The following is a 19,742-nucleotide window of genomic DNA, read 5'->3' as shown; positions in this document are numbered from 1 at the left end:
GCCCGGTCCCATTCCGAACCCGGAAGCTAAGGCCACCTGCGCCGATGGTACTGCACTCGACAGGGTGTGGGAGAGTAGGACACTGCCGGAACATCATTGCGAAAGGCCCTCCAACTTCGGTTGGGGGGCCTTTTTGCGTTTCCGGCGTGGGCCACGTCACTCTGGAGTATGTTGTCGAGAACAACATTCGTTCCAGCTCGACCGCCCACCCGGCGGTTCCACGAAAGGCCCACGCTCATGCGTCAGGGGATCTTCGGCATCGCGGCCGTATCGATCGCACTTCTCACCTCGGTCACTGCCTGCGGTGACGACACTTCGACCTCCTCGGGGAGCGGCGCCGAGATCGGCGTGATCCTGCCCGACAGCAAGACCTCGGCGAGGTGGGAAACGGCCGACCGCAAGTACCTTCAGGAGGCGTTCGACGCCGCGGGGATCAAGGCCGACATCCAGAATGCCCAGGGCGACAAGAACGCCTTCCAGACGATCGCGGACCAGATGATCACCAACGGTGCCTCGGTCCTGATGATCACCAACCTCGACAGCGGCACCGGCAAGGCGGTCATCCAGAAGGCCAAGGCGCAGGGCGTGACCGTGATCGACTACGACCGGCTGACCCTCGGCGGCGGTGCGCCGTACTACGTGTCGTTCGACAACGTGAAAGTCGGGCAGCTGATGGGCGACGGCCTGGCGAAGTGCCTGGCCGACAAGCAGGCGGTGAAACCGGTCGTCGCCTACCTCAACGGCGGTCCGACAGACAACAACGCCGCCCTGTTCAAGAGCGGTTACGACGGCGCGCTGAAGCCGAAGTTCGACGCGGGTGAATTCGTGAAGGGGCCCGATCAGGCGGTCCCGGAGTGGGACAACACCAAGGCGGGCACCATCTTCGAGCAGATGCTCACCGGCACACCCGATCTCGGCGGCACCGTCGCGGCCAACGACGGTCTGGCCAATGCGGCCATCGCGGTGCTGAAGAAGCAGAAGCTGAACGGCCAGATCCCGGTGACGGGTCAGGACGCCACGGTCCAGGGGCTGCAGAACGTTCTGGCCGGTGACCAGTGCATGACCGTGTACAAGGCGATCGAGCTCGAGGCCGCCGCCGGCGCGAAGTTGGCTATCGCGCTGGCCAACGGCGAGAAGGGCGAGGCGCCGAACTCCGTCGACGACCCCGAGGCCAAGACGAAGGTGCCCGCGGTGCTGCTCGAACCGAAGGCGATCTTCAAGAACAACGTGAACGACGTCGTCGCGGACGGTTTCGTCGACAAGGCAGAGCTGTGCACCGGTGAATTCGCGAAGCTCTGCGCGGACAACGGCGTCCGCTGATGGCCGATACCCCGCTCATCGAACTGCGCGGTCTGGAGAAGAGTTTCGGTCCGGTCCACGTGCTGCACGATATCGACTTCTCCGCCTACAGCGGGGAGGTGACAGCGCTGGTCGGTGACAACGGCGCTGGCAAGTCCACTCTGGTCAAGTGCATCGGCGGAACCCACCCGATCGATGCGGGGCAGGTCGTGTTCGACGGTGAGCCGGTGCAGATCGGCAATCCGAGGGACGCGGCGGAACTGGGTATCGAGATCGTGTACCAGGATCTCGCGCTCTGCGACAACCTCGACATCGTGCAGAACATGTTCCTCGGCCGCGAGAAGAAGCACGGCATCGTGCTCGACGAGTACGGCATGGAGGAACTCGCGGGGGCGACCCTGGCGGGTCTGTCGGTACGGACGGTGAAGTCCGTGCGTCAGAAGGTGGCGAGCCTGTCGGGTGGCCAACGTCAGACCGTCGCCATCGCGAAGGCCGTGCTGTGGAACAGCAAGTTGGTGATTCTGGACGAACCGACCGCGGCACTCGGTGTCGCCCAGACCCAGCAGGTGCTCGAACTGGTGCGCCGCCTGGCCGACAAAGGTCTTGCGGTGGTGTTGATCTCGCACAACATGAACGACGTCTTCGCGGTGTCGGATCGCATCGCGGCGCTGTACCTGGGCCGGATGGCCGCGCAGGTACGCACCGCCGCTGTGACCCACTCGCAGGTCGTCGAACTGATCACCTCCGGCCGTAGCGGGAGCCTCGGAAGCGGAGTGCAGGCATGAGCGTGGATATGAAGAAAGAGGTCACTGAGCCTGCCGCACCGGTGACCGCACTGGTCAACGGCTATGTCGCGCGGATTCGCGGCGGCAACATGGGTGCGCTGCCCTCGGTCATCGCACTGGTGGTGCTCTCGGTTGTCTTCTGGATCGCGCGGCCGGTGTTCATGACCCAGGGCAATATCGCGAACCTGCTCACCCAGGGTGCCGCCATCGCGGTGATCGCCATGGGTTTGATCTTCGTGCTGTTGCTCGGGGAGATCGATCTGTCGGCCGGCTTCACCAGCGGGGTGTGTGCCGCGGTGCTCGCGGTGCTGCTCACCGACAAGGGCTGGCCCTGGTACGCGGCGGTGCTCGTATCGCTGCTCACCGGTGTCGTGATCGGGCTGAGCATCGGTGCGATCGTGGTGAAGATCGGTGTCCCGTCGTTCGTGGTGACGCTGGCCGCGTTCTTGGCGCTGCAGGGTGTCGCACTGAAGATCATGGACAACGGTCGCAACATCTCCATCCACGACGAGACGATCCTGGCGATCGCCAACAAGAATGTGCCGCCCCTGCTGGGCTGGGTCATGTACCTGGTGCTGCTGGCCGGGTTCTCGTTCGTGCAGTACCGAAAGTTGCGTGCGCGCAACACACTCGGGCTGACCGGTGAGACGGCACCGGTGGTCGCGTTGCGTATCGCGACGGTCGCGATCGTCGCGGGGATCGCGGTGCTCGTGCTCAATGACGAGCGCAGTCGCAATCCGGAGGTCAACTCGCTGCAAGGCATGCCGATCGTGGTGCCGCTCATCATCGCGCTCCTGCTGCTGTGGACGTTCGTGCTCGATCGGACCTCCTTCGGCAGGCATGTCTACGCGGTCGGCGGCAGTGTGGAAGCTGCTCGGCGCGCGGGCATTCCGGTCGATCGGATCAAGATCAGTGCTTTCGTGCTGTGCTCGACGATGGCGGCCGTCGGCGGTTTGATCGCCGCCTCGCGGGCCAACTCGGTGGATCCGAACACCGGCGGTTCGGACGTGCTGCTCACGGCGGTCGGCGCGGCCGTGATCGGCGGTACCAGCCTGTTCGGTGGTCGCGGCCGGATGCTCGACGCGGTACTCGGCGCCGCGGTGGTCGCGGTGATCAACAACGGGATGGGCCTGATGGGCTACAGCGCGGGCACGAAATTCGTTGTGACAGGATTTGTCCTGCTGCTCGCGGCGGGGGTGGATGCGCTCTCCCGCAAGCGTTCACTGCCAGGAAGTTGACCATCGACCGGGAAGGCTGGGCCGGATGAGGGCTGCACCCGCCCCGGACGAGATTCGCACACGCAATCTCGCCGTGCTGCTGCGCCACGTCCATCTGAGTGGCCCGGTGTCGCGGGCGGTGCTGGCCGAGCGAATGGGCCTGAACCGCAGCACGATTTTGGCGCTGACCACCGATCTCGCGGCTGCCGGGTTGGTGAGTGAGGAACTGCCCGCCCAGACCGGCAGGGCCGGACGGCCGTCGCTGGTGGTGCGGCCGGAGTCGGAGCGGGTGTTCGTGCTCGCGCTGGATGTCGGGGCGGACCGGCTCGCGGTGGCGCGGGTCGGTCTGGGCGGAGTGATTCTCGATCGGCGCGAAACACCGCGCGACAGTACGGCCTTCGATCCCGACGAGGTGGTCGAGTCGCTGGCGGCGATGGCAGAGCACATGATCGGCACTTCGGGGCGTGACAGTGTCTGTGTAGGAGTCGGTCTCGCGTTCTGCGGCATGGTTCGCGAAGGTGACGGTGTGGTGCGGTACGGGCCGAACATCGGCTGGGTGGACGTGCCGGTGGGCGCGAAACTGTCGCAGCGGCTCGGTGTTCGGGTCGTGGTCGGCAACAACGCCAATCTGGGCGCGCTCGCCGAACGTGAGCGCGGTGTCGGTGCCGGGGTGTCGGATCTGATCTACCTGCACGGTGAGGTCGGCATCGGTGGTGGCGTCATCATGGGCGGCGAGTTGCTCGGCGGTGAGGGCGGCTACGGCGGCGAGGTCGGGCACATGATCATCAATCCCGGCGGGCGCGCGTGCCGGTGTGGTTCACGTGGTTGCCTGGAGGCCGAAGCCGGGGAACTGGCGTTGATCGCGGCGGCGGGGCGTGCCGACCTCGCCGGTCGGGCGGCGGTGGAGGCGATAGTCGACGCTGCCGCTCGCGGTGACGCGACCGCCCGCGACGCGCTGCACCAGGTCGGCGACTGGCTCGGCTACGGGGTGGCCAATCTGGTCAATATCTTCAACCCGACGATGGTCGTGTTCGGTGGCGTGCTGCGTGAGGTCTACCTCGCCTCGGCCGCCCAGGTCCGCAGTCGATTGGCCGAGAACGGGCTCCTGGCCGTGCGTGAACGCGTGCGGCTGCGGACCTCGGCGCTGGCCGACGACGCCCCACTGATCGGGGCCGCGGAACTGGCGTTCGCCGACGTGCTGACCGACCCGTTGCAGACACTGGCGCGCAGCTCCGGCAGTTGATCGATCGGCCGCGGTGCGGCGGCTATCGTGAAGGCATGGCGACCACCAGGATCGGCACGCACATCAATGCGCCCCGCTCGACCGTCTATCGCCTGTTGCTGGACGGTGACGCGGTAAGCGTCTGGATGGTGCCCGACGGGATGACCAGCGAAGTGCATCGGTTCGAACCGGTGGAGGGCGGATCGTTCTCGATCACGCTCACCTACGAAGCTCCTGTCGACGAGGGCAGAACGCAACCGCAGCACGATGCCTACTTCGGGACGTTCCGCACGCTCGTCCCGGACGAACAGGTGATCGAGGTGCTGGAGTTCGTCACGGAGAAACCGGAGATGACCGGCGCGCAGTCGGTCACCTTCACCCTCACCGATGCCGACGGCGGCACCCACCTCGACGTACTGCACGAGGGGGTTCCGGCCGGACTCGGCCTCGCCGACAACGAGGTGGCCTGGCGGATGGCGTTGACGAAACTGGTTGCGCTGGCCGAGCGGGGGTCGGTCGGCTGAGCCCGCCCAGCCGGGTCGCTCGCCTCAGCGCACGGCGTCGTCGGCGCGGGGTGTGATACCCGAGGTGGGCACGAGGTCCCAGGCTTCGAGCTGCTTGCGGATCTGTTCGGCCGCGTCGATATTGAGTGGTCCGCTCGTCCACAGCGCGTACGGCAGGTTGAAGAACCGGCTGTCGCGGACCGCGCGCAGGCCGTTGATGCCGGGTTTGGCACGCAGCAAGTCGACTTTCTGGGCGTAGGTCTGGCCGGGGTAGTCCACGAACATGATGGCGTCCGGATCCGCGGCCGCGAGCCGCTCCCAGGAGACCTTCGTCCAGGTGTCGTCGACATCGTCGAGGATGTTGCGGGCTCCCGCGGCTTCGAGGATCGCTTGCGGCGCACCGTATCTGCCGCTGGAGTAGATGGTGTCGGTGCCGCTGTCGAACAGGAACACGGTCGGGGTTCGCGCCGGCTTCGGGGCGGCGGTCAGGGCGGCGAGCCTGCGGTCGAGGTCGGCGGTGACCTCGACGGCGCGGTCGGGACGGCCCGTGATCGTGCCGAGGTCGGTGAGGTCGGTGCGCAGCGCGGTCCACGGTTCCACGGTGCCGCGGGCGGGCGCACCATCGAGTTGGCGGCAGCTCTCGGTGAGGACGTAGGCGGCGATGCCGTCCTTCTGTAGTACGGCGGGGGTGAGATTGCTCGCCTCGTCGTAGCCGTAGCTCCAGCCCGCGACCATGACGTCCGGGCGCTGGGCGAGCACCGTCTCGCGCGAGGGGTACTCGGGGGCAACAGATTTCAGGCTGTCGACAATCTCGGCGCCGTAGTGCGCCCGCAGGGTATCGGCGTCGCGTTGGATGCTCGAGACCGCGGCGACCTGGTTCTGCGCACCGAGGGCGAGCACCATCGAGACGAGGTTTCCGTCGTTGACGAACAGCCGCTGTGCGGGGGAGGGGAACTGGGATTCTTTGCCGCAGTTGAGGATCGATATGGTCGTCGCGGACTGCGTGGTGGTGCCGGTGCAGGCCGTCAGGACGGCGGCAAGGGCAGTGGTGGCCAGGATCGGGCCGTACTTCTTCATCGTCGCGCCTCTCGCGGGGTGATCAACAGGTGGTCATCGCCGGTCACCGGGTGCCGCACGCGCGTCGCGTCGACCCCGAACACTTCGCCGACCACGTCGGGGGTCAGCGCCTGCGCCGGTGGGGCGGGCGGTCGAGTGGAGCCGTTGTGCAGCACGATGATCCGATCGCAGTAGCGGTCGGCCAGGGACAGATCGTGCAGGGCGGCGACGACAGTTCGGTCCAGGCTCCGGATCAGGGTGAGCAGTTCGAGTTGATGGGTGACGTCGAGGTGGTTGGTCGGTTCGTCGAGGAGCAGGACGGGGGTGTTCTGGAGCAGGGCCCGGGCGAGCAGAACCCGCTGACGTTCGCCGCCTGACAGTTGCCGCACCTGTCTGCCCGCGAAGCCGGCGAGATCGACTGCCGCCAGAGCTTGTGCCACGCGCTGCTGTTCGGGCGCGGCGCCGAGACCCCACGGCGGCAGATAGGGGGTCAGCCCGAGGGCGACCACTTCGCCGACCAGCATGTCGGCGGGCGGGTCCTCGTCCTGCGCCACCGATGCCACCGTCGAGGCGCGCCGCCGGGGCCGCAGAGCGTGCAGATCCAGCCCGTCCACGAGCACCCGGCCGTGCTCGGGCCTGTGGACTCCGGCCAGTACCCGCAGCAACGTCGACTTGCCGCTGCCGTTGGGCCCCACGATGCCGACGATCTCGCCAGGGCTGATCGAAAAGTCGGCGCCGACAACGATATTGCGTCGGCCGATCGCGCAGGTGAGTGTGTCGGCTCGCAGTGCGCCTGGCCTGCCCATCGTGGTTCGGCCGCTCGACGGTGACGCCGTGGCCGATATGACGCCGGGCAGCCCAGCCGAGCCAGGCATCGTCGAGGGCGACGTCACCGGCGAGTCGGACTCCGTCGCAGGTGAGTCGGTCTCCGGGGGTCGAAGGTCGCGGTTATGGGCCGCGTGGTCGGGAGCGATCCGGTCGAGGGTGTAGATGGTGTCGTCCGGGGTGAGCCGTGGTTGTGGTGTCTCGCTGTCGGCATGGCGGCCCGTCGTCCGTCGCCCGAATACGCGTAGATAGCTGCTCATGACGCGCCGAACTGGTAGCGGCGTCTGCCCATCAGGAGGAGGAAGATGGGGGCGCCGATGAGGCCGGTGAGCACGCCGACAGGGATCTCGGTGGGGCGGACCAGTATTCGGGCCGCGGCGTCGGCGACCACCAGGAACAGCGCACCGCCCAGCGCGCAGGTGGGCAGCAGGTTGCGGTGGCGGGGACCGACGATCATCCGCGTGGCGTGCGGGACGACGAGGCCGACGAACCCGATGCCGCCCGACACCGCGACGAGGACGCCGACGAGCACCGCGAGCAGCACGAACAGGCCGATGCGCAGGTGCCCGACCGGGACGCCGACCGACGACGCGGTGTCCGCGCCGAGGGTGAGCGCATCGAGCCAGCCCGCTGTCGCCCACAGGATCGCGCCGCACACTACGACGACCGTGAAGGGCAGGGCGAGGGTCGTCCAGTCGGCGCCGGCGAGACTGCCGAGCAGCCAGAACAGCACCGACTCGGCTGCCGCGGGATCGGTGCTGCGAAACACGAGGAAGCTGCTGCATCCGGCGAAGGCCGAACCGAGTACGGTGCCGGTGAGTACCAGCCGCAGTGGGGTGAGACCGCCCTGGGCCAACGCGATCAGCAGCACCAGGGTCGCGGCTCCGAACGCGCCGAGCAGCGCACCGCCGGACAGCGCCCAGATACCCGCGCCGGCGAACAAGCCGGAGGTGATCACCGCGGCCGCGCCGACTCCGGCACCCGAGGAGACACCGAGCAGGAACGGATCCGCCAGAGGGTTGCGCACCAGCGTCTGCATCGCCGCACCGGCCAACGCCAATCCGGCGCCGACCACCGCCGCCAGCAGGGTGCGCGGGACCCGGAGTTGCCAGACGATGGTGTCGATGCCGAGGTCGGTGGCCCTCGCGCCGGTGAGCCGCGCGAGGAGGGTGTCCAGCACCGCGGACACCGGCACGATCTCCGCGCCGAATCCGGTGGCACCGATCATGGCCGCCGACAACAACGCCCCGAGTAGCGGTAGGGCGAGCGAGATCCGAGCACGGATCATCGCGAATTCTCCACAGGCAAGGCGCGGCCCTTTCAGAGGGTGCCCCGGCAAGGGAGGTCTGACTTTCGCCGTGCGGCGATCACAGTGGCGCGACCGTTCCGGAGTTACACCGGATTCCCACACCCACCGGGGATGACGCCCAGACTGTAACGCGGCACTCGGTGCCATCGCGGAGCCGGGCCCTTCGAATCAGGCGAATGTTAATGGTGTTCGGCGGCGATCGCGGTTGCTTGAATTCGTCCATGTACCGACCGAACACCTTTCGACCCGGCCTTTTCGGCCGTGCCACCGCCGCACTTGTCGCGATGGCCACCGTCGCGACGCTCGGCCTGACCGGCTGCGCGCAGGGCAACGGCGCGCCGGTCGGCACCCCCGACACGCCGCTGCCGACAGAGATTCCGCCCGGGACCACGCTCGTCGTCGCCGATCAGCAGGAACGCCTGCAATCGGCGCTGCGGCTGTCCGGCGAGCTGGACAAGCTGCCGTTCGAGATCGAGTTCGCGAATTTCGTCGGCGGCCCGGCCATCCTCGAGGCGTTCCGGGCGGGCGCGGCCGACGTCGGCCAAGTGGGCGATGTACCGCCGATCCACGCGCTGGCCGCAGGCCAGGACGTCCCCATCATCGGGTCCTACCAGACCAACCCGCAGGCAATGAAACTCGCTGTCGCGCCGGGTCTTTCGATCGAAAAACTCGCGGATCTGAAGGGCAGGAAGATCGCCTACGCCGAGGGCACGGCTCAGCAGGCCGCGGTGCTGAAGGCGCTCACCAAGGCGGGCCTGACGCCTACCGAGGTGGAGCTGGTCCGGCTGCAACTGGCCGAGTTCCCCGACGCGGTGCGCACCGGACAGGTCGACATCGCGCCGCTGATCGAACCCAATGTGACACGGTTCTTGCGCACCCCGGGTGCCTCGCTGATCCCGGATTCGGAAACCACGGGCATCTACAGCGGTCTCGCCTTCCTGTACGCGCGCCGTGCGGTGGTCCAGGATCCGGCCAAGGCTGCCGCGACCCGCGCACTGGTCGGCGCGTTCGTGCGGGCCTGGCAATGGACCAACACCCACCGTGCGGAGTGGGCGAGCCGGTATTACGTCGACAGTCAGAAGGTCAGTGGCGACGACGCGAAGCGGATCGTCGAATCGCTGGGCACCCTCACGTTCCCGCACCTGGATCAGCAGCTGATCGCCCGTCAGCAGAGCACCATCGACGCGATCGACGCTGTAGGCGAGTTGCCCCAGAAGATCGAGGCCGTCGACGGTTTCGACCTGCGCTTCGACGCCGCGGTCACCGAGGCGGTCACGGCCGGCGGGGCGGCGTTCGCGCCGGCGGCGAGCTGATGGCCGTTCTCGATGCGGGCGTGCTACGCCGAGTCAGGACGCAGTCGGCCCCGGTCGAGGCGCTCGCGCCGCGTGGGCGGGGCAAGCGCAAGCTGGGACCCGGCACGCCGATCCCGTTCGGCTTCGCCCTCGGTCCGGGCTTGCTCATCGGCGCCTGGGTGCTCGGATCCGCGATCGGCGCCATCGACCCGCAGACATTGCCCGCGCCGTGGACCGTCGCGCAGACCGCCGGTGAGCTGATCGCGGACGGCCGGTTGCAGTCCAACCTGCTGGCCTCGTTGCAGCGTGCCGTGATCGGCCTCGTCCTGGGTGTGGTGATCGGTGTGGTGCTCGCCCTGGTGGCCGGGCTGAGCCGGATCGGGGAGGCGGTGGTCGACGGTCCCGTGCAGATCAAGCGGGCGATCCCGACGCTCGCGCTGATCCCGCTGTTCATCGTCTGGTTCGGGATCGGCGAGCAGATGAAGCTGATCGTGATCACGACCAGCGTGCTCATTCCGATCTATATCAATACCCACGCCTACCTGCGCGGCGTCGACGCGCGCTACGTGGAGCTCGCCGAGACGGTCGGGCTGTCGCGGTGGGGATTCCTGCGTCGGATCGCGCTGCCGGGCTCGCTACCGGGCTTCTTCCTAGGGCTGCGGCTGGCGGTGACCATCTCCTGGTTGGCGCTGGTGGTGGTCGAACAGGTCAATGCGACCAGTGGCATCGGCTACCTGATGACGCAGGCGCGAACCTACGGGCAGATCGACGTGATCGTCGTCGGCCTGGTGATCTACGGACTGCTCGGACTGTTCGGCGACCTCGCCGTGCGGGCAACGCAACGAAAGGTGCTGGCATGGCGACAGACATTGGGCGACTGAGCTCCGACGAACGGGTAGTCGTTCGCACCCGCGCGCTCACGCGTGGCTTCGGCGAGCGAATCGTGTTGAACGGCATCGATATCGAGATCCGGCGCGGGGAGTTCGTCGCGTTGCTCGGGCGCAGTGGTTCCGGCAAGAGCACCCTGCTGCGTGCGCTGGCCGAACTCGACTCCGAGGTACCCGGCGCGGGCGAGCTGACGGTGCCCACGCAGCGCGCGGTGGTGTTCCAGGATTCGCGGCTGCTGCCGTGGGCGCGGGTTCTCGACAATGTGGTGCTCGGGTCGACCGGGCGCGACGCGGCTCGGCGCGGACGGTCGGCCTTGGCCGAGGTCGGGCTGGCAGGGCGTGAGAAAGCTTGGCCGCGTGAGCTGTCCGGTGGCGAACAGCAGCGGGTGGCGTTGGCTCGGTCGCTGGTACGCGAGCCGGAACTGCTCCTGGCCGACGAACCGTTCGGTGCGCTCGACGCGCTGACCAGGATTCGGATGCACGCGCTCCTGCAAGCGCTGTGCCGACGCCACCGGCCTGCCGTGCTGCTGGTGACCCACGATGTGGACGAGGCCGTGCTGCTCGCCGATCGGGTGCTGGTGCTCGGCGAGGGGCGGATCACGATCGATCAGCGCATCGAGACCCCGCGTCCGCGCAGGCACGCGCACCCGGAGTTCGTCCGGCTGCGCGAGATCCTGCTGGCCGGACTCGGTGTCGACACAACAGAATTCGAGAAAGCGAAACAGGCGTCATGAGTGCACCACGTCAACTGAGTCTCAACGCGTTCATCTACCCGTCGGGGCACCACGAAGCCGCCTGGCGCCATCCCGACAGCAGGCCCGACCGTATCTACGACGTCTCCTACTACCAGGAGATCGGGCGTACCGCGGAAGCGGCGAAACTCGACGCGGTGTTCTTCGCCGACGGCCCCGCCCTGCGCACCGACGTGCGCCACAATGCCGCACCCGGCCTCGAACCGATCACCCTGCTCACCGCGATCGCCGCGGCGACAACACATCTGGGCCTGATCGCGACAGCATCGACCACCTACTACGAGCCCTACAACCTGGCGCGGCTTTTCTCCTCGCTCGATCACATCTCCGGTGGTCGTGCGGGCTGGAACATCGTCACCACCGGCACCGACCTGGCCGCGGCCAACTTCGGGCTCGACCGTCACCCCGATCACGCCGAGCGCTACGCCCGCGCACGGGAGTTCGTCGACGCGGTGGTCGGGCTGTGGGACAGCTGGGAAGACGATGCGATCGTGCTCGACCGCGCCGCCGGGGTGTATGCCGATCCGGACAAGATCCATCCGATCGACTTCATCGGCGAACACCTCAGTGTGCGTGGACCGTTCACCGCGGCACGGACACCCCAGGGGCGTCCGGTGCTGGTACAGGCGGGGGCTTCGAACGAGGGACGCACCTTCGCCGGACAGTACGCGGAAGCCATTTTCACAGCGCATCAACGACTCTCGGATGCCCAGGCGTTCTATGCCGACATCAAGTCCAAGGCCGCCGAGTTCGGGCGCACCGCCGACGAGGTGAAGATCCTGCCGGGAATCAGTCCGTTCATCGCCGACACCGAGGCCGCCGCAGTGCGTCTGGAACGCGAGTTCAACGAGCTCACGGTGCCCGAGTACGGGATCAAGCAGCTGGAATCGATCACCGGCACCTCGCTGCGCACCCTCGCGCTCGACGAGCCGGTGCCTGTGGAAGTGTTCGCGGGGGCGGGTGATGTCACCGACAACGCGCGCAGCAGATTGCAGGTGGTGGCCGGGATCGTCGAGCGGGAACGCCCGACCCTGCGCGGGCTGCTGCACCGGCTGGCCGGGGCGCGCGGACACCGGGTCTTCGCGGGAACGCCCGAGCAGGTGGCCGACACCATCGAGGAGTGGTTCACCCAGGGCGCGGCGGACGGCTTCAACGTGATGCCGCCGTATTACCCCGGCGGGCTCGAGGTCTTCGCCGAGACGGTGGTGCCGATTCTGCAGCAGCGTAAGCTGTTTCGCACCGAATACACCGGGACCACCTTGCGCGAGCACTTCGGGTTGGCGCGGCCGCGCAGCCAGTTCACCCAGCCGTCCGCTGCCGTCGAATGAGTGCTGGTTCCGACCAAGGGGGCGTTCGCTCGTGTGGCTGCCTGTGCCCACCCGGGGTCGCGGCCGGTGAGGCCGAGGATTCGGTCGAGTAGGGGAGCGCCGGGTGCCACGGGAACCTCGGCGCCGTAGACGCCCAGCCGGCGTCCCTGGTCGGCTGTGGCGAGGGTCTCGTCGTAGACGTAGCGCAGCAGATCGTCGTCCCAGTGCACGGCGGAGTCGAGGGCGCGGGCGAGATCCCAGCCGTGCACGACCAGCTCACCGACGACCATGCCGCCGACCAGCGACGCGGGCAGCTCCATCGGGCCGCCCATCCGGGTGACGCCCTGCCAGGCGCCGGGGTGACGCCAGGCGGTGGCGAGGTCGGTGAGCTGGGTATCGAGGGCCGCGGCCCAGTCGCCCGTGGTCAGATCCACCGCGATACCCGCGGCGATCGCCTCCTTGCGCGCCGCGCCGATCAATGCCGGACCCCGGTGCAGCAGGTGGTTCAGCAAGGCTCGGACACCTGCCCACGCCTGATCCGCTGGCCGATCTCTGCGCGCGGATAGTGACGACGATCGCCGAGGACATCGAAGTGACCAGGGTCGATGCGCTCGCGCAGCGATTCGGCCTGAGTATGCGGGGGATGCAGCGGTTGTTCGCCGAGTATGTCGGCGTCGGTCCGAAATGGGTGGTGCGACGCTACCGGCTGCACGAGGTCACCGAACGTCTCGCCCACGGAGCCGAGATCGATTGGGCCGCGCTCGCCGCCGAGCTGGGCTATGCCGATCAGGCCCATCTGAGCCGTGACTTCCGCGCGATCTTCGGTGAGCCGCCGACCCGGTACGCACAGCGCTATGAGCAGCAGTAACGCGGCGGGTGGTCATGGGCTGCTGTTGCCGGTGGGCGCGGTAGTGACCGGCAGCGACCGATCGCCGCCCCTACAGTGGGGGGATGTCGTCATTCGATCGGCATCCGTCCACCGTCGCGGACTTCGACGATGCGCGTCGGCGGGAGCGGTTGCGCGAAACCCGGCTCGGACACGCGTGGGGCGGTTGGCGCCGGACCGAGCTGACGGTATTGCGAATACTCGGGGTGCTGCTGGTCGTGATGATCGGGTTCGGGCAGTACTGGGTGCACGACGTGGCTCCCGAACGCGAGCGCCTGGCACAGACCACGCCGGAGTTGCTGCCGGCGAATCTGCCCGCGGATGCTCGGGATTGGGATACCGCGGTCGTCGATATGGTCGGGCTCGGGGGAGTGAACGCGACCCCGACCGCCAAGGCCCTGCCCGCGCTGAGTCGGCTGGGCGTGGTGTGGGCGGTGCGTTACGACAACGCGGGTATCGACACCAAGGTCATCGCCGAGATGATCGTGCGGGCGGCGCGGTACGGCAACGTGCGCAATATCGTGCTGGTGGGTCACAGCATGGGCGGGATCATCGCGCTCGAAGTGGCGCGCCACATCCACCTGGGCAGCGATCGGCGATTGGTGGCCGTGGTGCTGGACTGCACGCCGATGGATCTGGACGCGGTGCGCCCCGAGAGTCGCGGTCGCGGTGCGGATCTGGTGCGGTGGATGGGCTGGCTACCCGGTGCGAGGGAGAGCAGGCTGCTGCGCTTCGCGGTCGAGATGTCTGCTCGGCGTGAACGTTTCGCGCAGCGAGATGGGCTGTTCTATGATGTCGACCTCTCCGCGATGGCGAAAGTGTCCTCAGAAGTGTTGCGCGACAAGATATTGTCTCGTGACGCTGCCAGCAACGGGCTGATCGAGGCGCAGTTCCTGGCGATCGTCGCGGGCGGTGGCACCGCGGATCTGCAAGCGCTCGGCAGGCCGCATCCGGACAAGCGAAACCCGGCCATCGTGTTCATCCGACCTCGTGACGCGTCCCGCGACACGGTGGTGGACGTGGAGTACTCGCACAAGGTGCTGGTCGAACACTCCGGTGGTGTCGACGGCACGCTGTCGGTGGTGCGGCCCCGGGGGACCGAACATGCGAATCCGATTCAGCGACCCCGCGAGTACAACGAGGTCATCGAGTCGCAGGTACTGCCGTTCGTACGCCGCTTCCAGGAAGCCAATCGCAACGATCCGCCCTGATCAGCGCAGCCGGGCTCCGAGAATGGTGCGCACGCCTGCGATGAACAGTTGCAGGCCGAAGTCGAAGCGCGCGGTGGGGTCGGGAGTGTCGAGCAATGGCGTGTTGTCCTCGGGCAGCGCGCCGACGGAGTCCATCTGCATGCGCGACTGCTCGTCGACGGTCTGGCCGAGCACGTAGTAGAGCAGGGTGTAGGCCGTGAGGTCGGCCTCCTGCCTGGTCATGCCGGCACGAATGACGATGCCCGCCAGGCGTTCACGGGCTTTGCTCGTGGTCAGTCGCGAGGCGTAGGTGGCCGAGACCAATTCGGCGCCGTCGCGGTAGGCGAGCAGGCAGTCGCGCAGTCGATGCGCCAGCTCGGTGAGTTGTTCGGGCCATTCGGTGGCCGTGATCGCCTCGTCCATCGGGGCGAGAATCCGGTCGGCCACCGCACCGAGCAGGGTCTGCTTGTCCTTGACGTGCCAGTACAGCGCACCCGGCTGCACCTGCAGCGAGCCGGCGAGTCGACGCATCGTCAGATCGGCGAGCCCGTATTGGTCGAGAATCTCGACGGCGGCATCGACCACATCCGTCTTCCGCAGGTGCACGCGCGTCCTTCCGTCCGATTTCCGACCCGAGTGTCGTGACTCACTCGCAGCCGCTACCCTATCCTGAACACCGTTCAAGTTGCACGGCCACGCCGGGTGGATCACACCCACGGCACGTGCGCACACCCCGTCGAAGGGACATCACGTCGTGACGCAGGCACCCGTCCAGACCGATATTCTGGCCATCGCCCGTGAGCAGGTGCTCGAGCGCGGCGAAGGCCTCACCGAGCAGCAGGCCGTCGAGGTGCTGCGCCTGGGTGACGACCGCCTGGAGGCGCTGCTCGAGCTCGCCCACGATGTGCGGATGAAGTGGTGCGGCCCCGAGGTCGAGGTCGAGGGCATCATCAGCCTCAAGACCGGCGGCTGCCCCGAGGACTGCCACTTCTGTTCGCAGTCGGGCCTGTTCCAGTCGCCCGTGCGCGCCGCCTGGCTCGACATCCCCAGCTTGGTCGAGGCGGCCAAGCAGACCGCCAAGACCGGCGCCACCGAGTTCTGCATCGTCGCCGCGGTGCGCGGTCCCGACGAGCGCCTGATGGCGCAGGTCGCCGCCGGTGTGGAAGCCATCCGCAACGAGGTCGACATCCAGGTCGCCTGCTCGCTGGGCATGCTCAACCAGGAGCAGGTCGACCAGCTCGCCGCGATGGGCGTGCACCGCTACAACCACAATCTCGAAACCGCCAAGTCGCACTTCCCGAAGGTCGTGACCACCCACTCCTACGAGGAGCGCTGGGACACCCTGCGGATGGTGCGCGAGGCCGGTATGGAGGTGTGCTGTGGTGGCATCCTCGGCATGGGCGAGACCATCGAACAGCGGGCCGAGTTCGCCGCGCAGTTGGCATCGCTGAACCCCGACGAGGTCCCGTTGAACTTCCTCAACCCGCGCCCCGGCACCCCGTTCGGTGACCTCGAGGTGTTGCCCGCCGCCGACGCGCTGCGCGCCATCGCCACGTTCCGGCTCGCGATGCCGCGCACCATCTTGCGCTTCGCCGGTGGACGCGAGATCACCCTCGGCGATCTGGGCGCCAAGCAGGGCATGCTCGGCGGGATCAATGCCGTCATCGTCGGCAACTATCTCACCACCCTCGGTCGTCCCGCCGAGTCCGATCTGGATCTGCTCGGTGAGCTGAGCATGCCGATCAAGGCGCTCAACGACACTCTGTAAATCGCTGTGTACGATCGGGAATCGACCCAGGTCGCGGCTGTCGAGCCGCACTTCGCAGAGGCGGTAGCAGCAGTGGACGAGCGCGACGATTCCGTGCAACGCGAGCCGATCGTGCCCGGACTCGACAGTGAGGTCGAGCGCTACAACCCCTTCACCGGCACACGGATCGTGCCCGGGCTCGACGACGCGATGCCCGCGTCGGCCGCGCTCGGCCTCGAACCGCCACGATTCTGCGAGCAGTGCGGGCGCCGGATGGTCGTGCAGATCAGCCCCGACGGTTGGTGGGCCAAGTGCTCGCGGCACGGAGTCATCGAATCGGCACAGTTGGAACGCCGGTAGTGCTCGGCCGCGGGGAGCGCCACGAGGTGCTGCGGCGCGAGATCGTCGGCGTCGGCGTTGTCATGGTGGCGGTGCTGGTGACGAGCGCTGCGGCCGGGGTGGTGTGGGGTCTGCTCGCGCCGACCGAACGGTTGCGAGTGACCCAGCCGGGGCGCGCCGCGGTACTCACCGGGGAGAGCCTGCACCTGTTCGACGCGGTCGGAATGTTCCTGTGCTTCGGCGCGGTGGTCGCGGTGGTGAGTGCGATCGGCGCCTGGCGAATTCGGATCGCGCGCGGGCCGACTCTGGTGCTCGGCATGGCGCTCGCCTCGGGGCTGGGCGCCGCGCTGATGATGTGGATCGGGGAATGGGTTGCGGGCCTGCGTCATCCGCGCCCCGACGATCCGGCGGTCGGCCAGATCGTCGCGCTGCCCGCGGAAGTCGGGACCGGTCTCGCGCTGTTGGTGCAGCCGTTCCTCGTCGCCCTGGTGCTGTTGTTCCTCGCCGCGCTGCATCCGGCCGTCGATCTCGATTCCGGCGCTGCCGGGCTACTCGGTGACCTGCGTCCAGTCGATTTCGGCGACGAGGTCGATGACTACCGCCTGCCGTACGGCGCCGAAGAGTATCGGCCGAGCGGCGATTTCGATCCGAGTTCGCAACCACGCGGCTGAGCCACCCCAGCGCGATACCATTTTCGCATAACAGCAGGTAGATACCGGCTGTGGTGCGAGAGGAACGGTCGTGGCATTCATCGGTGGTGGTCCGGTCGTCGAAGAGCTGGACGCGAAATTCTGGCGGCTCACCGAACCGCTCACCTATCAGGGCGCGGTCGAAACCTTCACGGTGCCTGCCGGATTCCGCACCGACTTCGCCTCGGTGCCGCGTGCGCTGGTGTGGCTGATCCCGCGCTACGGCGCCTACACCAGGGCCGCGATCCTGCACGACTATCTGCGCCGCACAGGCGAAGTGGGGCCTGCCGACGCCGACGGGATTTTCCGGCGCAGCCTGCACGAGGCCGGGGTGTCGGTGCCGCGACGATGGATGATGTGGGCAGCGGTTCGCCTCGGCAGCCGGTTACGCGGTGCGCGCGCGGTCGATGTGCTCGGCTGGTTGCTGATCGCGGCGCCCTCCCTGGTGTTTCTCGTTGTTCCCGTGCTGGTGGTGACCGCGGCGCTGCTGGTGTTCTGGGTGGTCGAGCTGGCGTTCTGGGCGTTGGGGCGCATCACTCGCCGCACCGAGGCGCCACCACCGACGCCACAGATGAAGACCGCCTGAGCTTCTCGCGGCTGCGATGGGAACACCGGTACCGCTGGCTCTGTTCACCGGAAAACCATTGGAGTGTGGTGGTGGCAGCTCTCTATCCTGGCAGCACCGATGTCGGGGGAGGACTTGATCATGAACGCCGCAGTTGGGCAGCCCGCCGAGCGACCTGATCTGGTCGCTTGGCGGCGCCGCCAAGCCTTGCGCAGCTCGTCGGCCGCCACTGCGGTGCCCAGCGGGCGCACCTATCGGCGCACGTCGAAGCACCGCGATCGCCGCCACGACTCCTGAACGGGGCTGGACTATTCCGCTTCCGCCCGGGTCAGCACCACCAGCGGCAACGGTTTGTCGACCTTGGCCTGATATTCGGCCAACAACGAATTCTCCGCGAGCGCCCATGCCGCGAACTCGTCGTACCGCTCGCCGGTGAGCACATCGGCCGTCGCCGCGAACTTCTGCGCACCCAACTCGATGGTGACCCGTGGATCCGCCTTGGCGTTGTGGTACCAGGCCGGATACCGATCCTCGATGAACGAGCTCACATACATCAGGTCGCCGCGATACAACGCCCCTAGCGGAACCACATGGGGTTTACCGCTTTTGGCGCCCGTCGTGGTCAACAACAACAGCGTGGCACCCGCGTAGTCGCCTCCGACCTGCCCGCCGTTCTCCCGGAATTCTCGAACCACCCCATCGTTCCAACCGGCCATCTCGTCGGCTGAGTACTCCCGGTTCCACGGTGCGTCCGGATCGTCGTAGGAGGTGATCTCTTTCGCGTCCACTGGGGTGTTGTCCATGACGGCAGTGTGACACCAGCCACCGACAACTTTCGGCCGTCCGAGCCGCCACGGCATGTGGTCTGCACGGTGATCCGGTAGGCAAGGCCGATCCCCTTGCCGATACACGCGGCTCCGCCGAGGTCGCCGGGGGCGGGGCTTCGGCCTCACATATCGAGCCCGAGATCGAGTACGCGCACCGAGTGCGTCAGGGCGCCGATGGCGAGGTAGTCGACGCCGGTGCCCGCGTATTCGGCGGCTTGGTCGAGCGACAGTCCGCCGGAGGACTCGAGTTTCGTGTCGGGAGCTGCCGCATTACGGCGCTGGACGGCGGCCTGCGTCTGCCAGAGCGCGAAATTGTCCAGCAGCACCAGTTCGACGTTCTCGGCGAGCACCGCGTCGAGTTGTTCGAGGCTGTCGACCTCGACCTCGCAGGCGATATCCGGTGCCAAATCGCGGACCGCGCGCAGTGCGTCGACGACCGACCCCGCGGCCACCACGTGGTTGTCCTTGATCAGTGCGGCATCACCCAGCCCCATCCGATGGTTGACGCCACCGCCGACGCGGACCGCGTACTTCTGCAGGGCGCGCAGGCCGGGCAGGGTTTTTCGGCTGTCGCGGATCTTGCACTCGGTGCCCTCGACAGCGTCGACCCAGGCGGCGGTGGCGCTGGCGATACCCGACAGGTGGCAGACGAGATTGAGCATGGTCCGTTCGGCGGTGAGCAGGCCGCGGGTGGGCGCGACGATGCTCAGCACCGAGGTGCCCGGCTCCACTCGGGTGCCGTCGGCGACGCGCGCGGTGATCTCGTAGGTGCCCGCGCCGAGGACCTCGTCGAGCACGAGCAGGCCGACGTCGATGCCCGCGACCGTGCCGTGCTGGCGCGAGACCACCGAGGCCTTGCTCACCGCGTCTTCGGCAACGGTGGCGATGGTGGTGACATCGGGTCCGTACCGTAGGTCCTCGTCGAGGGCGGTGCGGATCAGCGTCGTCAGCTCCGTACGGTCCAGTGTGGGATCCAGAACCATCACTGCACTCCTGTTCTCGGGCGCGCCGTGCGCCGGGTCGATGGGGCGAGGACTTCTCGTCC

The 19,742-nt window shown here is 67.7% G+C and carries 22 protein-coding genes, 1 rRNA gene, 1 pseudogene and 1 riboswitch; of the genes and pseudogenes, 17 read left to right on the top strand and 7 right to left on the bottom strand.

Annotated elements, in window-relative coordinates; genetic code table 11:
* The 6 genes from rrf to ACFWUR_RS21265 all read left to right on the top strand — a co-directional run.
* Window positions 1–91: ribosomal RNA gene (gene rrf, locus ACFWUR_RS21290) — 5S ribosomal RNA — on the top strand; the annotation flags it as partial.
* 146 nt (window positions 92–237) lie between these two features.
* Entirely contained in the window at window positions 238–1,320 is a 1,083-nt protein-coding gene (locus ACFWUR_RS21285) for a sugar ABC transporter substrate-binding protein (protein WP_378909021.1), read from the top strand.
* Complete coding sequence (locus ACFWUR_RS21280; protein ID WP_378909020.1) at window positions 1,320–2,084, top strand: ATP-binding cassette domain-containing protein; 765 nt, start codon at window positions 1,320–1,322, stop codon at window positions 2,082–2,084. The genes ACFWUR_RS21285 and ACFWUR_RS21280 overlap by 1 nt, the downstream gene beginning before the upstream one ends.
* The gene (locus ACFWUR_RS21275) at window positions 2,081–3,322 is read left to right on the top strand and encodes a sugar ABC transporter permease (RefSeq protein WP_378909019.1); all 1,242 of its coding nucleotides are present in this window, start codon (window positions 2,081–2,083) and stop codon (window positions 3,320–3,322) included. The genes ACFWUR_RS21280 and ACFWUR_RS21275 overlap by 4 nt, the downstream gene beginning before the upstream one ends.
* A 25-nt stretch (window positions 3,323–3,347) precedes the next feature.
* A complete protein-coding gene (locus ACFWUR_RS21270) occupies window positions 3,348–4,544 on the top strand; it encodes an ROK family protein (RefSeq protein ID WP_378909017.1) in 1,197 nt (398 codons plus the stop codon).
* 35 nt (window positions 4,545–4,579) lie between these two features.
* On the top strand, window positions 4,580–5,047 hold the full coding sequence (locus tag ACFWUR_RS21265; RefSeq protein ID WP_378909016.1) for an SRPBCC domain-containing protein: 468 nt from the start codon (window positions 4,580–4,582) through the stop codon (window positions 5,045–5,047).
* 24 nt (window positions 5,048–5,071) lie between these two features.
* Here ACFWUR_RS21265 and ACFWUR_RS21260 read toward each other — a convergent pair whose 3' ends face one another.
* The 3 genes from ACFWUR_RS21260 to ACFWUR_RS21250 are packed head-to-tail and all read right to left on the bottom strand — an operon-like array spanning window position 5,072 to window position 8,195.
* Window positions 5,072–6,103, bottom strand: a complete 1,032-nt coding sequence (locus tag ACFWUR_RS21260; RefSeq protein ID WP_378909015.1) for an ABC transporter substrate-binding protein — start codon at window positions 6,101–6,103, stop codon at window positions 5,072–5,074.
* Window positions 6,100–7,167 (bottom strand): ABC transporter ATP-binding protein, encoded by a 1,068-nt coding sequence (locus ACFWUR_RS21255; protein ID WP_378909014.1) that lies wholly within the window; start codon window positions 7,165–7,167, stop codon window positions 6,100–6,102. Before ACFWUR_RS21255 ends, ACFWUR_RS21260 begins: the two co-directional genes overlap by 4 nt.
* The gene (locus tag ACFWUR_RS21250; RefSeq protein ID WP_378909013.1) at window positions 7,164–8,195 is read right to left on the bottom strand and encodes a FecCD family ABC transporter permease; all 1,032 of its coding nucleotides are present in this window, start codon (window positions 8,193–8,195) and stop codon (window positions 7,164–7,166) included. The genes ACFWUR_RS21255 and ACFWUR_RS21250 overlap by 4 nt, the downstream gene beginning before the upstream one ends.
* A 33-nt stretch (window positions 8,196–8,228) precedes the next feature.
* A riboswitch (cobalamin riboswitch) is annotated at window positions 8,229–8,353 on the bottom strand.
* A gap of 84 nt (window positions 8,354–8,437) precedes the next feature.
* On the opposite strand from ACFWUR_RS21250, the gene ACFWUR_RS21245 reads away from it, so the two are divergent.
* From ACFWUR_RS21245 to ACFWUR_RS21230, 4 genes are read left to right on the top strand one after another with little or no spacing between them, the layout of a single operon-like run.
* Window positions 8,438–9,529 carry an ABC transporter substrate-binding protein gene (locus tag ACFWUR_RS21245; RefSeq protein ID WP_378909012.1) on the top strand — a complete coding sequence of 364 codons (1,092 nt, stop codon included), beginning with the start codon at window positions 8,438–8,440 and terminating at the stop codon, window positions 9,527–9,529.
* Window positions 9,529–10,389: an ABC transporter permease gene (locus tag ACFWUR_RS21240; RefSeq protein ID WP_378909011.1), complete on the top strand. Its 861-nt coding sequence runs from the start codon at window positions 9,529–9,531 to the stop codon at window positions 10,387–10,389. Before ACFWUR_RS21245 ends, ACFWUR_RS21240 begins: the two co-directional genes overlap by 1 nt.
* A complete protein-coding gene (locus ACFWUR_RS21235) occupies window positions 10,365–11,129 on the top strand; it encodes an ABC transporter ATP-binding protein (protein ID WP_378909009.1) in 765 nt (254 codons plus the stop codon). The genes ACFWUR_RS21240 and ACFWUR_RS21235 overlap by 25 nt, the downstream gene beginning before the upstream one ends.
* Window positions 11,126–12,475, top strand: a complete 1,350-nt coding sequence (locus ACFWUR_RS21230; protein WP_378909008.1) for an LLM class flavin-dependent oxidoreductase — start codon at window positions 11,126–11,128, stop codon at window positions 12,473–12,475. Before ACFWUR_RS21235 ends, ACFWUR_RS21230 begins: the two co-directional genes overlap by 4 nt.
* A gap of 119 nt (window positions 12,476–12,594) precedes the next feature.
* Here ACFWUR_RS21230 and ACFWUR_RS21225 read toward each other — a convergent pair.
* A pseudogene (locus ACFWUR_RS21225) lies at window positions 12,595–12,966 on the bottom strand (TIGR03086 family protein); the annotation flags it as partial.
* Between the two features lie 80 nt (window positions 12,967–13,046).
* Here ACFWUR_RS21225 and ACFWUR_RS21220 point away from each other — a divergent pair.
* Both ACFWUR_RS21220 and ACFWUR_RS21215 read left to right on the top strand, forming a co-directional pair.
* Complete coding sequence (locus tag ACFWUR_RS21220) at window positions 13,047–13,322, top strand: helix-turn-helix domain-containing protein (protein ID WP_378909007.1); 276 nt, start codon at window positions 13,047–13,049, stop codon at window positions 13,320–13,322.
* 83 nt (window positions 13,323–13,405) lie between these two features.
* Window positions 13,406–14,551: an alpha/beta fold hydrolase gene (locus tag ACFWUR_RS21215; protein WP_378909006.1), complete on the top strand. Its 1,146-nt coding sequence runs from the start codon at window positions 13,406–13,408 to the stop codon at window positions 14,549–14,551.
* Here the strand turns inward: ACFWUR_RS21215 and ACFWUR_RS21210 are convergent, their stop codons facing one another.
* The gene (locus tag ACFWUR_RS21210; protein WP_378909005.1) at window positions 14,552–15,136 is read right to left on the bottom strand and encodes a TetR/AcrR family transcriptional regulator C-terminal domain-containing protein; all 585 of its coding nucleotides are present in this window, start codon (window positions 15,134–15,136) and stop codon (window positions 14,552–14,554) included.
* Window positions 15,137–15,284: 148 nt separating this feature from the next.
* Between ACFWUR_RS21210 and bioB the strand changes: the two genes are divergently transcribed.
* From bioB to ACFWUR_RS21185, 5 genes are all read left to right on the top strand, one after another.
* Window positions 15,285–16,298: a biotin synthase BioB gene (bioB, locus tag ACFWUR_RS21205; RefSeq protein WP_378909004.1), complete on the top strand. Its 1,014-nt coding sequence runs from the start codon at window positions 15,285–15,287 to the stop codon at window positions 16,296–16,298.
* A gap of 72 nt (window positions 16,299–16,370) precedes the next feature.
* A complete protein-coding gene (locus ACFWUR_RS21200) occupies window positions 16,371–16,637 on the top strand; it encodes a hypothetical protein (protein WP_378909031.1) in 267 nt (88 codons plus the stop codon).
* A complete protein-coding gene (locus tag ACFWUR_RS21195) occupies window positions 16,637–17,287 on the top strand; it encodes a DUF2567 domain-containing protein (protein WP_378909003.1) in 651 nt (216 codons plus the stop codon). The genes ACFWUR_RS21200 and ACFWUR_RS21195 overlap by 1 nt, the downstream gene beginning before the upstream one ends.
* 70 nt (window positions 17,288–17,357) lie before the next feature.
* Entirely contained in the window at window positions 17,358–17,891 is a 534-nt protein-coding gene (locus tag ACFWUR_RS21190) for a DUF1353 domain-containing protein (protein ID WP_378909002.1), read from the top strand.
* Between the two features lie 120 nt (window positions 17,892–18,011).
* On the top strand, window positions 18,012–18,167 hold the full coding sequence (locus tag ACFWUR_RS21185; protein ID WP_378909001.1) for a hypothetical protein: 156 nt from the start codon (window positions 18,012–18,014) through the stop codon (window positions 18,165–18,167).
* A gap of 11 nt (window positions 18,168–18,178) precedes the next feature.
* Here the strand turns inward: ACFWUR_RS21185 and ACFWUR_RS21180 are convergent, their stop codons facing one another.
* A complete protein-coding gene (locus tag ACFWUR_RS21180) occupies window positions 18,179–18,673 on the bottom strand; it encodes a nitroreductase/quinone reductase family protein (protein WP_378909000.1) in 495 nt (164 codons plus the stop codon).
* 146 nt (window positions 18,674–18,819) lie between these two features.
* On the bottom strand, window positions 18,820–19,680 hold the full coding sequence (gene nadC, locus ACFWUR_RS21175) for a carboxylating nicotinate-nucleotide diphosphorylase (RefSeq protein WP_378908999.1): 861 nt from the start codon (window positions 19,678–19,680) through the stop codon (window positions 18,820–18,822).
* Between the last annotated feature and the right edge of the window lie 62 nt (window positions 19,681–19,742).

This window comes from Nocardia sp. NPDC058633 (assembly GCF_042717045.1).
Taxonomy (GTDB): Bacteria; Actinomycetota; Actinomycetes; order Mycobacteriales; family Mycobacteriaceae; genus Nocardia.
Note: the sequence above shows the minus strand (reverse complement) of the source record. Positions and strands in the feature narration are given on the sequence as shown.

Coding starts and splice junctions, on each gene's coding strand:
- ACFWUR_RS21285 (WP_378909021.1), top strand. CDS start 238: ATGCGTCAGGGGATCTTCGGCATCGCGGCCGTATCGATCGCACTTCTC.
- ACFWUR_RS21280 (WP_378909020.1), top strand. CDS start 1,320: ATGGCCGATACCCCGCTCATCGAACTGCGCGGTCTGGAGAAGAGTTTC.
- ACFWUR_RS21275 (WP_378909019.1), top strand. CDS start 2,081: ATGAGCGTGGATATGAAGAAAGAGGTCACTGAGCCTGCCGCACCGGTG.
- ACFWUR_RS21270 (WP_378909017.1), top strand. CDS start 3,348: ATGAGGGCTGCACCCGCCCCGGACGAGATTCGCACACGCAATCTCGCC.
- ACFWUR_RS21265 (WP_378909016.1), top strand. CDS start 4,580: ATGGCGACCACCAGGATCGGCACGCACATCAATGCGCCCCGCTCGACC.
- ACFWUR_RS21260 (WP_378909015.1), bottom strand. CDS start 6,103: ATGAAGAAGTACGGCCCGATCCTGGCCACCACTGCCCTTGCCGCCGTC.
- ACFWUR_RS21255 (WP_378909014.1), bottom strand. CDS start 7,167: ATGAGCAGCTATCTACGCGTATTCGGGCGACGGACGACGGGCCGCCAT.
- ACFWUR_RS21250 (WP_378909013.1), bottom strand. CDS start 8,195: ATGATCCGTGCTCGGATCTCGCTCGCCCTACCGCTACTCGGGGCGTTG.
- ACFWUR_RS21245 (WP_378909012.1), top strand. CDS start 8,438: ATGTACCGACCGAACACCTTTCGACCCGGCCTTTTCGGCCGTGCCACC.
- ACFWUR_RS21240 (WP_378909011.1), top strand. CDS start 9,529: ATGGCCGTTCTCGATGCGGGCGTGCTACGCCGAGTCAGGACGCAGTCG.
- ACFWUR_RS21235 (WP_378909009.1), top strand. CDS start 10,365: ATGGCGACAGACATTGGGCGACTGAGCTCCGACGAACGGGTAGTCGTT.
- ACFWUR_RS21230 (WP_378909008.1), top strand. CDS start 11,126: ATGAGTGCACCACGTCAACTGAGTCTCAACGCGTTCATCTACCCGTCG.
- ACFWUR_RS21215 (WP_378909006.1), top strand. CDS start 13,406: ATGTCGTCATTCGATCGGCATCCGTCCACCGTCGCGGACTTCGACGAT.
- ACFWUR_RS21185 (WP_378909001.1), top strand. CDS start 18,012: ATGAACGCCGCAGTTGGGCAGCCCGCCGAGCGACCTGATCTGGTCGCT.
- ACFWUR_RS21180 (WP_378909000.1), bottom strand. CDS start 18,673: ATGGACAACACCCCAGTGGACGCGAAAGAGATCACCTCCTACGACGAT.
- nadC (WP_378908999.1), bottom strand. CDS start 19,680: ATGGTTCTGGATCCCACACTGGACCGTACGGAGCTGACGACGCTGATC.